Source organism: Paenibacillus sp. JCM 10914 (assembly GCF_001315105.1).
GTDB lineage: Bacteria > Bacillota > Bacilli > Paenibacillales > Paenibacillaceae > Paenibacillus_AQ.
Genome location: NZ_BAZR01000001.1, coordinates 524,111 through 535,853, shown reverse-complemented (window position 1 = coordinate 535,853; position 11,743 = coordinate 524,111). Strand labels below are relative to the sequence as shown.

Sequence of the window (11,743 nt, the reverse complement as noted above, 5' to 3'; positions counted from 1 at the left end):
TTCATCCAGCTCCTCTCACCCGATTCAACTCTGTTCAGCTTGCATCAAACCTCTTGGTTCTCTAAGGCATGCAGCAGAGCCGACAATCCCAGCGTATAACTGGCTGCACCAAAACCCGCGATCTGACCGACGGCAACCGGTGCGATGACAGAAGTGTGCCGAAACGCCTCTCTGGCATGAATGTTCGACAGATGAACCTCAACCGTCGGTATTCGGGCCGAGCTGATGGCATCTCGCAGCGCGTAGCTGTAATGAGTCAGCGCCCCGGGATTCAAGAGAATGCCATCTGCCTGACCGATCGCCTCATGAATTCGGTCGATGATGGCCCCTTCATGGTTCGATTGATAGAAGGTAATCGCAATCCCGGTTACCTCCGCTTGTTTGCGCAACCGATCTTCAATGGCCTGCAAGCTGAGCGAACCATAAATCCCTGGTTCCCGGAAGCCGAGCAGATTCAAATTCGGTCCGTTTATCACCCATATGGATTTCATAGGGTTTCCCACCTTTATCGTCAAATAACCAAAAGCTATTTTACCATAGGCAGGCTCATATTGAGAAGTTTTTCTTATTTCAGCCCGTCACCTTCTTCGGCTCTCTCATCCGCTCATCCGTAAATTCCTGTGCCGTCGTATAACCGATAAAGAGTCCCCATAACGTGAACAGGCAGAATTCGGATATATTAGTGTCCCATGTCTGTTTGATAACGGGATCGGTAAAGCCCAGCCATGGATTTAGGACAACGAACAGCACAACCCACCATAGCACGCCGTAGGCGATACCCGGCCAAGGACCTTTTAACTTGCGGCACAACAAGACATAGATTAGCGCGGCGATGACGGAGAAGCCGATAAATGACAACCAACCGGCGATCTGTCCCGCCGTACTTACCAGAAAGGGATGTTTGAAGAACGGCTCTAATAGAAATCCCGGCAATATCCGGCTAAACTGCAGCCAATAAAATCCCCAGCGGACCGCTCCCCAGATCAGGCCGGCGTAATATCCAAGTTCCAAGGCAAAAAGAAACGGATTCGTCACTTGATTCTCCTGCCGGAATTTCTGCTCGTGCATATAACTCGCTCCCTTTATCATCATAAATGGTGTTCATTGGTTTTCTAGGAGTAGTATGCTCCGCATTCTGAGGGACTAATCCAACTAGTAATTACTTTCAAAATTCGATACAATAGTGCATAGAACGAATATACATGTCAGGGAGGGTGAACTGGTTGTCCGATAAGTCAACCCCGATTAGTTACGGCGGACAAGCTGTCATCGAAGGCGTCATGTTCGGTGGCAAGCACGTCAATGTGACGGCCGTACGGCGGAAAAATAATGAAATCATGTTTCTTGAAGTACCTCGCGAGGATAAGAACTGGGTACGAAAGTTGCGCAAGATTCCACTGCTGCGCGGCATCGTTAGTCTTATAGATTCATCGATTAAAGCTCCAAACATCTAAACTATTCAGCCGATGCTTATGCCGATGATACACTCGAGCCGGAAGAACGCGAGAAGCAGAAAGAGAAGGAAGATTCAGGCTGGAGCCTAAGCATGATTATCGGCGTAGCTGCGGTCAGCGTCCTTTCCTTTATCTTTGGCAAGCTGCTCTTTACGCTTGTGCCCGTATTTGTAGAGGATTTCTTTTTCGGGAATGTATTAGACAATTACGTCATACGTAATCTAATTGAAGGCGTTATTAAATTGATTCTCCTGCTCGTTTATTTGTGGGCCATCTCGCAGACGAAGGTGATTAAGCGTCTATTCCAATACCACGGCGCGGAACACAAAGTCATCAGCGCACACGAGGCCGGCGAAGAATTGACGGTCAAGAACGTACAGAAGTACACGCGGCTGCACTATCGCTGCGGCAGCAGCTTCATGATGTTGACCATCGTACTCGGCGTGGTTGTATACTCCGTTGTTCCATGGGAGACCATGACGGAGCGCGTCCTCCAACGAATCGTGCTGCTTCCCGTCGTACTGGGGGTTTCCTTCGAATTCCTGAAGCTCACCAACGCCATGCGTGAAACCCCGGTTCTGCGCTTCCTCGGATACCCGGGACTGTGGTTACAGCTTCTGACTACCAAAGAACCTACCGATGATCAAGTTGAAGTATCCATCGCATCCTTTAACAGAATGCGTGAGTTAGATGCTCAATACGAGAACGTACCCGTACAGCAATCTGTGACTGGAAGTGTGCTGGATCCCGCGAAAGGGTGATAATCCATGAGAAGGCATGCGATCATTTTTTGGACGGCAATTTCGTTAGCGGCTCTGGGATGTATTTACGCAATAACCAACCCTGTATTCCTAAGGCAATTAATCATCCCGCTGATTATCGTGGGGATCGTCTATCTGTTATATCGCTTTCCACCACGCCGTCTGAGTAAGCGACCGAAGGTCAAACCTTCCAAGCGTACGGCAGCCAAGGTTGCTACCCAGAACCAGCCATTGCGCAAAAACAGCCATCAAGGCAAACGCAAACAATATCCGTTCCAGGTCATTGAAGGACAGAAAGGGAAGAGCGGCGACTCCTCGGATGATGTCCCGAAATATCACTGAACACCTAAAAAACCGTCCACCCTGCACTTTCGCTGGGTTGGACGGTTTTTTATTGCTGCTCGGCACTCCAGCGAGTGAAGAACTGGGTACCTGCGGTTAAGCCCGAATTGTACAACTGGTCACTTTCTTCTTTCGTAAGTTGGAAATGAGTTGTGCCTATGCCCAAGGTCGGTATCTTGATCGTACGGCCGCGGTTTGGCTGTTCAATAAAACGCTCATCGTGGGCTGACAGCATCGTCTCAAACATCGCGGTCAGCATCCCGATGGGACCTTCAATCACATGCGGCTGAGATTCCTTTTTCCCGACCATTTGAAAACCAAGTACCGGCAACGGCTTCGGCCCTCCCTTTGTATCTCGATCAAAGAGCCACAGCGGAAAATTACTAAGCAAACCACCATCCACGATATACACGAACTGCTCTCCTAATGATTTGCCCTTCGCAGCACGGCCAAGCAAACGCAGAATAACCGGATCGAAGAAATACGGAATGCTGCAACTCATACGCACCGCTTTGGCCACGGGAAAAGTAGCCGGATTAATACCGTATTGCCGCAGCCCGTCTGGCAGGACCAGGAGCTTGCCATTCGTTATATCCGAAGCGACGATGTATAGTTTGCCTGCCGGAATGTCGGAGAAGGTAAATATCCCTCGCGCAAGCAAGATATCCCGAATCCAACTCTCAAGCGCATCCCCGGAATATAACCCCTTCTTAATGAAGACGCGCATGGCTGGTCCGATAATTTTCGTATTAAATATGGGCGCGCGCTGCAAAAAAGAGTGAAACGGTGTCTCCTCAATGATTCGCTTCATTTCGTCGGACCGATAGCCTGCAGCAAGCACCGAAGCCACAATCGAGCCGGAGGATGTTCCCGCCACGCGGCTAAACTCAATACCGGCATTCTCCGCGGCTCTGACTGCCCCTGCCAGCGATATCCCTTTTACTCCACCGCCTTCAAACACCGCATTGATAAGCATACACAACAAACCCCCGCCTCACATGGTCTATTGACTATGTATGAGCGCGGGGGAAGTTTCATACCTGTAGGACTTGCCCGTTATTTATAATATGATTGCAATAGCTGTTTAAGACCTAACGGATTATTCAAAATATTCTCTGCTCTGAAGAAAATGCTGCCGGTAATCTCCGGATACTTCTGATTATACTTCAATTGATTGATGATTTCAGAAGCGCTCTGCCACCCGATCTCCGATGTACCAAGCTTGTATGGCGCATGTCCGATAATCAAATCTACACCTGTTCCCTGCACTTCTTGGACCCACCAGTCCACCAGTTTGTCGTAATCGACAGCCGGGTTACTCATGCTCCAATATAGCTGCGGTGCCACGTAATCGATCCAGCCGCTCTTTATCCAGGTGCGTACGTCAGCGTACATGCTGTCATATGCGGTAACCCCTGCCTTCGTATCGGAGCCGGTCTTATCAACCGACTGATTTCGCCAGACGCCGAACGGGCTAATACCGTACTGAAGGTCCGGCTTCGCTTGGTGGATGCTCTCCCCGAGCGATTTCACGAATTTATTAATATTGCCGCGGCGCCAGTCCCCCAGATTGGTGTAGGCTCCGTTATTGTACAGACGATAGGCTGCATCATCGTTAAATACCGTGTTCGATGGATAGAAATAATCATCGAGATGGATACCATCAACATCGTATTCGTTCACAACCTCCATTATCGTATCGATAATATGCTGCCTTGCATCCGGAATGCCCGGGTTGATGTAGAGCTGCTTACCGGTATTTACAATCCATTCAGGATGGGTGAGCGCAACATGCGAAGGATGCAGTGTCGCCGTCAAGATGTCCGTATTCGCACGAAACGGATTGAACCAGGCATGGAATTCCATGTTCCGCTTATGTGTCTCTTCAATCATAAATGCCAACGGATCATAGCCGGGATCTGTACCTTGAATACCTGTCAGCACTTTCGACCATGGCACCAGGGACGACGGATACAAGGCATCTCCTGCAGGTCTAACCTGAACATACACGGTATTGATGCCGACTTCCTGCAAGGAGTCGAGCATCGCAATATACTGGGCTTGCTGCTGAGCAGCCGTCGATTTGTCCTTCGGCCAGTCTAGATTAAACACCGTGGATATCCAGGCCCCGCGTATCTCATCTTGCTTAGTAACCGGCGGTGTAACCACCGCGCCAGAGAACAGCGAGATACGCTGTGCAGCTTGATTCCATTCAACCCTCAAGCCCAAGTTCTCGCTGATGAATCGAAGCGGAACCATAACCCGGCCGTTCTTAATCTGTACGGACGCATCCAGCGCTACTGGCGACCCGTTCACGATTGCTGATGACTTACCGGAGGTCAACTTCAGATCGGCACCGTCCTTGCGGATCGTTACGGTTTTTGCTTTCTGATCCCAAGCTACCCCTGCCCCTAAACCTTCACTAATTACGCGTGTCGGTACCATGGTGACATAAACCTTAGGTAATATGTATGGAGAAACGTCACTATTCAATTTAACACCATCTAGCAAAATGCTAATATCGACTGTCTTCGCTTGCGCAGTTGGGACCACCGACGGGAGACAGAGCAACAGCATCATGAGAACCAACAACCATCGACGAAGTTTCATAATCTATTAATCCTCCGAAAATATAAAATTTGCAGGTAAATCTAGTCTATTTCGCACACTTCATAAATATGACTGCATAGTTTAAAGGCATCTGTCACAAGCGGACAGATGCCACATTAGGATTCATTAATCAACTCATTATGAACGTCACGCAAATCCTGGAGCCGATTCTCGTCACGCTTGAAATACTCAACAAGTGTCTCGATTCTCGTGATGGAATCCCAGCTCAAATGATGTTCGATGCCTTCCACGTCTTTATAAATATTCTCATCCTGTACACCAATCATCTCCAGGAATTCCTCCAGCAGATGATGACGTTCCATAAGTCTTTTCCCCATCTTCTTGCCCTTACTGGTAAGCACCAACCCGCGATACTTCTCGTAGATTAGATATTCGTCCTTATCCAGCTTCTGAATCATTTTGGTAACGGATGAGGGGTGAACCTCCAAGCCTTCGGCAATATCCGAAACGCGCGCATAACCCTTCTCGTCAATCAACTTGTAGATGCGCTCCAAATAATCCTCCATGCTAGGTGTCGGCATCTTATTCCCTCTTTTCTATAATTACATAACCTAAGTATTTTCTTATTACCTGCACTAGTAATGATACATGTTTTGCAGACCCGTTGGCAAGTCCTGGTCCATTCAATATGACAATATTGATATATGAACAGACCATGACCACCCTTTACCCACTAGAATATAAGCCAATCGGGCGTAATGCTCTGGAGCCAGATCGTAATGCGGTACATCTGATCTGTAAACAGCAGAATCCCCATGAGTATCATCAATACACCGCCGACCTTCATCAGTACACTGGAATACTTGAGTATCCATTTTGTTGAGCCGATAAAGAAAGCGAGCACGAAGAATGGAACCGCAAAGCCCAACGAATAGGCCGTGATTAACGGGAACCAGGCTCCCGGATCGGAGGCAGCCAGTGCAATGATGGCAGTTAAGATCGGTCCAACACAAGGCGACCACCCTGCGGCGAAACCGATACCAAACAGAAACGTTCCTATGTATCCCGTTGGCTTCCCTTTAAAGTTAAACTTTCGGTCCTTCATCAGGAATTTGGGTTGGAATAAACCCACCAACAGCAAACCCATTAAAATAATCAAAAGTGCAGACAACTGCCGAATTAAATCCTGATACTCCGTGAAGAATTCCCCGAACAAACCTGCTCCCCAGCCGAGCGTATAGTACACGACAGAAAACCCGAGGATAAATGCCAACGTATGCGTCATCGTCCGGAACCGCACCTCTTTGCGATTCTGATCATTCTTCAAATCGTGGACGGACATGCCCGTAATAATCGATAAATATGACGGGTATAACGGCAAACAGCACGGTGATATAAATGAAGCCAATCCAGCAGCAAATGCGATGCCGAAATGAATATCAGCCATTTCAAATCTGACCCCCTTACGTCGTAAAGCCTTTTTTACCAACCAGTGTTATGATCAGAAGCCCGATGAGCAGCAGTACAATCGTTGCTCCTGGAGCAAGATTGAACACACCTGCAAGCATCAATCCACCGATAACAGCTATTTCTGAGATGATGACCGACAATACGATGGAACTTCTGAAGCTTCTTGCCAGCAATAAACTGATGGCCACCGGTATCGTTAACAAGGCCGAGACGAGCAGGGCACCTACGATTTTGATCGCTGTACTGACGACAAGTGCAGTCATGACGGTAATGATCATGTTCATCAATTTCACAGGAAGTCCACTTACGCTCGCGGCATCTTCCTCAAAGCTGAGCAGAAAGAACTCTTTGAAGAACATCACCACCACCAGAATCACGACGACTGTGACACCAGCCACCATATAAATATCAGTTGCATCCAAGGTGTAGATACTGCCGAACAAGTAACTCATAACATCCGTATTATAGCCCATTCCCAGCGTGAAGAACAGCGAGGCTAATGCAACGCCCCCGGACATAATAATAGCGATGGACAACTCGGCATAACTCTTGTATGCTTCCTAAGCTTCTCGATCGCGAATGAAGCAAGCACTGCGAATACCAATCCCGCGGCAAGGGGGTACACCTCGATCAGAAAGCCAAGCGCAACCCCCGCAATGGTCACATGTGACAACGTATCGCCAATCATGGACAACCTGCGCAGCACGAGGAATATGCCGATAAGCGGAGCTGTAATCCCGATTAGCACACCGCCAATCAAAGCCCGCTGAAAAAAATCGCTAAGCAAAATATCAAGCAATGATAACGTCTCCTTCTCCTGCATGAACCTGGTTCATCAATTATATGAGCGAATGCTGCAGGTCCTCTTCAGCACAGTTCTCGATTTCATGGGAATGTCTTACGAAAAATTGGATCTTGCCGTTCTGCGATACCGGTGACTGTCCTAAATAGTCTTTCACCATATCCAAATCATGCGTTACCATCAGAAAAGTCATGTTGTGATGGGCGTGCATGTGCGTGATCAGTTCAAAAAATCCGGCCTGTGTCTCGGCATCGATGCCAATGGTAGGCTCGTCCAGAATCAAAAGATCCGGGCGGTTGATAAGCGCCCTTGCCAGAAATACGCGCTGCTGCTGCCCGCCGGACAGCTCGCCGATTCGCTTGTTGGCAATGTCTTGGATACGCATCACTTCGAGAGCATCCTCGCATTTCTGTTGGTCAAGCCGGTTCAATCTTCGAAACATCTTCTTGCGATTATACAGCCCCGACAGGACCACCTCGCGTACCGTTGCCGGAAACAACGGATTGAACGCGTTCTTCTGCGGAACGTAACCAATGCGCTCCCAGTCCTGAAACTTGCGAATCGGCTGACCAAACAGCTCAATCGAACCTTCCGCGGCCGGAAGCAGACCGACAATCATTCGGAGCATCGTGGTCTTACCTGCACCGTTCGAGCCCACAATGCCTACGAAATCTCGTTCTTTAATCGAGAAATTAAGATTCTTGATGACCTGCTGGTCACGGTAATGAAATGATACATCGTTAATCTGAATAATCGGTAAATGGCAATCTTGTGCTGCCGGTTCCATAATAACCTGGCCGCCCTTCTCTATAATCTCTCTATCATTCATACGATAGCGTTGTTCACTCGATGACATGAAATAAGATGGGGACAAAAATCCCCCATCTTTATTATTGTAAGGCCTTCTTAAGATTTTGCAAATTTTTCTCCATCAACGTGAAGTAATTCTCTCCGGCATCCACTTGTTCCTTGGTCAAACCTTCGACTGGGTTCAATACCAGCGTCTCGACTCCAGCTTCATTCGCCAGGGTACGGGCTAGCTTATCCGATACGAGCTCTTCGAAGAAAATGTAGCGCACATTCTTCTCCTTCACCGTCTTGGTCAGGTTCACGATGTCCTGCGCTCTCGGTTCTGCATCAGGCGACAACCCCATAATCGAGTGCTGTGTCAGACCATAATCCCGGCACAAGTAGCCAAAGGCTTGATGGGATACAACAATATCATGATTAGGCAATTTAGACAATTCCGTGGTGAAATTGTGATCCAAAGCAACCAACTTCTCCTTCAAACCTTCAAAACGCTGTTCGTAAAGCTCCTTATGCTCTGGATCAACCTCCACGAAGCTCTTCTTAATATTCTCAGCCATAATCAGGGCTGACTTCGGGCTAACCCAGGTATGGGGATCTGTGTGGTGCGAGGACTCGCTTGCCTCCGGCTGATTCTCATCATGTTCATGATCGTGGTCATGATCATGCTCATGATCGTGGTCCGCATGGTCATCCGCGGCATGTTCCGTATCATCTTGATGATCCTCTGTTGTGCCGTGACTATGCCCATGACCGTGACCATCGTCGCCCTCAGCGTCAATAAGAGCTATGCCTTGGCTAACCTCAACCGGTTTCACCTCGGTACTCTTATCCAGACCTTTCAGAAATCCAGGTACCCATCCTTCCAGTCCAGCTCCGTTATAGAGAAATAATTGCGCTTTGGATGTGTTTACAATGTCCTGGCTCCGCGGTGTCCAATCATGCGGTTCGACGCCTGTGGGCAATAGATTAAGTACGTTCACCTCATCGCCACCGATTTCTTTGGCGAATTCATATATTGGATAGAAGGTCGTAATCACGTTAACTTTGCCTTCCTCCAAGCTACCGGTCTTGCTGCCACACCCCGAAAGAATCAGTACCGCCGCCATCACCGCCGCACTACTTACCGTCCATAAACTGCGTTTACGCTTACTGTTACTCTTCAACATCGTCTTCTCCCCACATTCACTCTCTGTATTAATCGTAATCTTTACTAACAAGATTATAAGAGCAGACCATCTATCTTGTCAACTAAATCGTAAAAATTACTATTAATACACTACAACTCTCATAAAAAGAGACGGTATTCCCTCTTAACAGGGTATACCGTCTGTTCCGACTTCATTCAATCGAGATCACAATTATTTGACCACAGCACCATTCGGCATGCCTTCTGGTACGGTAGCCAGCGTTAACTGATCACCGTGCGAAGCTGCAAGAATCATACCTTGCGACATTTCACCTCTTAGCTTGACCGGCTTCAGGTTTGTTACGCAGATTACTTTACGTCCCACCAAATCCTCGGGCTGATAAAATTTCGCGATCCCCGATACGACCTGACGCTGTTCAAATCCAAGATCCAATTGCAGCTTAAGCAGTTTGTCGGCTTTTTTCACAGGCTCTGCCGCAAGCACCTGTGCTACGCGCAGCTCGACCTTGGCGAAATCTTCAATGCCGATCTCTTCTTTGAGTTCAGGAGTTTCTTCGTTGTTCGTTTGTTGCGACACCGCTTCAGTTGAAACCGCTGCGTCCGGCTTCTTGCCGCCCGTCATCGCTTCCACAATATAAGCTACTTCCTGTTCGGCATCCAGGCGTGGGAAGATGGGCTCGCCCTTCTGAAGCTTGGTTCCCGCCGGGATCAGGCCGAATTGGCGACCGCTATCCCAAGAGGTCAATTCACCCTCGGTAAGTCCGAGCTGTTCCCAAATCTTCTGTGGTGTACGCGTCAGGAACGGCTGCAGCAGAATCGATGCGGTACGAAGCGTCTCTACCAGATGGCTCATCACCGAAGCTAGCTCCTGTTGCTTACTATCATCCTTAGCCAGTGCCCACGGTTGCGTCTCATCGATATATTTATTGCTGCGACTGACAAATTGACTGATCGCCGTTAACGCCACGGAGAACTCCAAGTTCTCCATGGCCGTTTCAACCTTCTCGTATACAGCTGCAGCTGCTTCCTCGATCGCCGCATCAAAAGGCGTTACTCCAGCCTGATAAACAGGCACTACTCCATCAAAATACTTCTGCACCATAGCCACCGAACGGTTCAACAGGTTCCCCAGATCGTTCGCGAGATCAGAATTCACGCGCTCTACAAAGCTCTCCGGCGTAAACGTACCATCCGCACCGAATGGAACTTCACGCAGCAGGTAGTAACGCAGCGAATCCAAGCCGTACCGATCGATCATCGTTACCGGATCGACGACATTACCTTTGGATTTGGACATTTTGCCGTCCTTCATTAGCAGCCATCCATGGGCAAACACCTTCTTCGGCAGCGGCGCATCCAGAGCCATCAGAATAATCGGCCAATAGATCGTATGGAAGCGTACGATCTCTTTACTCATCAGATGAACATCAGCTGGCCAGTATTTATCATAGAGGCTCTTATCTTCCGTACCATAGCCAAGTGCCGTAGCATAGTTCAGAAGCGCATCGATCCACACGTATATGACATGCTTCGGATCACTCTTAACCTTAACGCCCCAATCATAGGTTGTGCGGGATACAGCCAGATCCTCAAGTCCAGGTTTGATGAAATTGTTGATCATTTCATTCTTCCGAGACACCGGCTGAATGAAATCAGGATGATCTTCATAATACTGGAGCAGACGATCCACATACTTGCTCATACGGAAGAAATAGCTCTCTTCTTTCACCAATTCTACTGGACGACCACAGTCAGGGCAGTTGCCGTTGACCAACTGACGCTCCAGGAAGAAGGATTCGCACGGTGTGCAATACCAGCCTTCGTATTCACCCTTATAAATGTCGTCTTGCTTTAACAAGCGCTCGAATACATCTTGCACAACGGTTGTATGACGTTTCTCCGTCGTACGGATGAAATCCTCGTTGGAGATGTCAAGTTTCTTCCACAGATCTTGGATGCCAGCTACGATGTCATCCACGAACTGTTGCGGGGTCTTTCCAGCCTCCTCCGCCTTGCGCTCAATCTTTTGACCATGCTCATCCGTTCCGGTCAAATAGCGCACATCATAGCCACGCAGCCGCTTGTAACGAGCAATGGCATCCCCAGCCACGGTGGTGTAAGCATGTCCAATATGCAGCTTGTCGCTCGGATAATAAATCGGAGTCGTAATGTAGAATGTCTTTTGGTTTGTCATCAGTTAACCATCCTTTACCTTAGTGATCAGAATTACACGGTTGCATTCATTACCGGAATACATGAAAACAACAAAAAACCCCCGCCCCTATGGGACGAGAGTTATGCTCACGTGTTACCACCCAAATTCCCTGTATCCTTACGGATAACAGGCTCATCTGCCGTTAAACGGCGTCCATTAACGCTGGCATAC

General features: G+C 48.5%; 10 protein-coding genes, 2 pseudogenes and 1 other annotated feature (1 of these 13 only partly in view). Of the genes and pseudogenes, 2 read left to right on the top strand and 10 right to left on the bottom strand.

Going from position 1 to position 11,743, the window contains the following annotated elements:
• Window positions 1-44: 44 nt before the first annotated feature.
• Window positions 45-491 carry a type II 3-dehydroquinate dehydratase gene (aroQ, locus tag JCM10914_RS02425; RefSeq protein WP_023957005.1) on the bottom strand — a complete coding sequence of 149 codons (447 nt, stop codon included), beginning with the start codon at window positions 489-491 and terminating at the stop codon, window positions 45-47.
• A 79-nt stretch (window positions 492-570) separates the two neighbouring features.
• Complete coding sequence (locus JCM10914_RS02420; protein ID WP_023957003.1) at window positions 571-1,068, bottom strand: YqhR family membrane protein; 498 nt, start codon at window positions 1,066-1,068, stop codon at window positions 571-573.
• Window positions 1,069-1,223: 155 nt separating this feature from the next.
• Between JCM10914_RS02420 and JCM10914_RS02415 the strand changes: the two are divergent.
• Together JCM10914_RS02415 and JCM10914_RS02410 are read left to right on the top strand one after the other, a co-directional pair.
• Window positions 1,224-2,215, top strand: a pseudogene (locus JCM10914_RS02415) (DUF1385 domain-containing protein).
• A 6-nt stretch (window positions 2,216-2,221) separates the two neighbouring features.
• Entirely contained in the window at window positions 2,222-2,557 is a 336-nt protein-coding gene (locus JCM10914_RS02410; protein ID WP_023956997.1) for a hypothetical protein, read from the top strand.
• A gap of 49 nt (window positions 2,558-2,606) precedes the next feature.
• Here the strand turns inward: JCM10914_RS02410 and JCM10914_RS02405 are convergent, their stop codons facing one another.
• The 8 genes and pseudogenes from JCM10914_RS02405 to metG form a co-directional block, all read right to left on the bottom strand.
• On the bottom strand, window positions 2,607-3,533 hold the full coding sequence (locus JCM10914_RS02405; RefSeq protein ID WP_023956995.1) for a patatin-like phospholipase family protein: 927 nt from the start codon (window positions 3,531-3,533) through the stop codon (window positions 2,607-2,609).
• A gap of 80 nt (window positions 3,534-3,613) precedes the next feature.
• On the bottom strand, window positions 3,614-5,167 hold the full coding sequence (locus tag JCM10914_RS02400; protein WP_023956993.1) for a family 10 glycosylhydrolase: 1,554 nt from the start codon (window positions 5,165-5,167) through the stop codon (window positions 3,614-3,616).
• 116 nt (window positions 5,168-5,283) lie between these two features.
• Window positions 5,284-5,709 (bottom strand): transcriptional regulator MntR, encoded by a 426-nt coding sequence (mntR, locus tag JCM10914_RS02395; protein ID WP_023956991.1) that lies wholly within the window; start codon window positions 5,707-5,709, stop codon window positions 5,284-5,286.
• 152 nt (window positions 5,710-5,861) lie between these two features.
• Window positions 5,862-6,575 (bottom strand): cytochrome c biogenesis CcdA family protein, encoded by a 714-nt coding sequence (locus tag JCM10914_RS02390; protein WP_023956989.1) that lies wholly within the window; start codon window positions 6,573-6,575, stop codon window positions 5,862-5,864.
• A gap of 16 nt (window positions 6,576-6,591) precedes the next feature.
• Window positions 6,592-7,421: pseudogene (locus JCM10914_RS02385) on the bottom strand (metal ABC transporter permease).
• A gap of 16 nt (window positions 7,422-7,437) precedes the next feature.
• Window positions 7,438-8,187 carry a metal ABC transporter ATP-binding protein gene (locus tag JCM10914_RS02380; RefSeq protein ID WP_036716887.1) on the bottom strand — a complete coding sequence of 250 codons (750 nt, stop codon included), beginning with the start codon at window positions 8,185-8,187 and terminating at the stop codon, window positions 7,438-7,440.
• 103 nt (window positions 8,188-8,290) lie between these two features.
• The gene (locus JCM10914_RS02375) at window positions 8,291-9,376 is read right to left on the bottom strand and encodes a metal ABC transporter solute-binding protein, Zn/Mn family (RefSeq protein ID WP_023956981.1); all 1,086 of its coding nucleotides are present in this window, start codon (window positions 9,374-9,376) and stop codon (window positions 8,291-8,293) included.
• A gap of 192 nt (window positions 9,377-9,568) precedes the next feature.
• Window positions 9,569-11,551 carry a methionine--tRNA ligase gene (metG, locus tag JCM10914_RS02370; protein ID WP_023956979.1) on the bottom strand — a complete coding sequence of 661 codons (1,983 nt, stop codon included), beginning with the start codon at window positions 11,549-11,551 and terminating at the stop codon, window positions 9,569-9,571.
• 87 nt (window positions 11,552-11,638) lie between these two features.
• Window positions 11,639-11,743, bottom strand: a binding site (T-box leader) (it continues 152 nt past the right edge of the window).

Bases quoted from the DNA above. Each gene is read 5' to 3' on its own strand.
- JCM10914_RS02390 (WP_023956989.1), bottom strand. From the start codon at position 6,575: ATGGCTGATATTCATTTCGGCATCGCATTTGCTGCTGGATTGGCTTCA.
- JCM10914_RS02375 (WP_023956981.1), bottom strand. From the start codon at position 9,376: ATGTTGAAGAGTAACAGTAAGCGTAAACGCAGTTTATGGACGGTAAGT.
- aroQ (WP_023957005.1), bottom strand. From the start codon at position 491: ATGAAATCCATATGGGTGATAAACGGACCGAATTTGAATCTGCTCGGC.
- JCM10914_RS02400 (WP_023956993.1), bottom strand. From the start codon at position 5,167: ATGAAACTTCGTCGATGGTTGTTGGTTCTCATGATGCTGTTGCTCTGT.
- JCM10914_RS02420 (WP_023957003.1), bottom strand. From the start codon at position 1,068: ATGCACGAGCAGAAATTCCGGCAGGAGAATCAAGTGACGAATCCGTTT.
- mntR (WP_023956991.1), bottom strand. From the start codon at position 5,709: ATGCCGACACCTAGCATGGAGGATTATTTGGAGCGCATCTACAAGTTG.
- metG (WP_023956979.1), bottom strand. From the start codon at position 11,551: ATGACAAACCAAAAGACATTCTACATTACGACTCCGATTTATTATCCG.
- JCM10914_RS02405 (WP_023956995.1), bottom strand. From the start codon at position 3,533: ATGCTTATCAATGCGGTGTTTGAAGGCGGTGGAGTAAAAGGGATATCG.
- JCM10914_RS02380 (WP_036716887.1), bottom strand. From the start codon at position 8,187: ATGGAACCGGCAGCACAAGATTGCCATTTACCGATTATTCAGATTAAC.
- JCM10914_RS02410 (WP_023956997.1), top strand. From the start codon at position 2,222: ATGAGAAGGCATGCGATCATTTTTTGGACGGCAATTTCGTTAGCGGCT.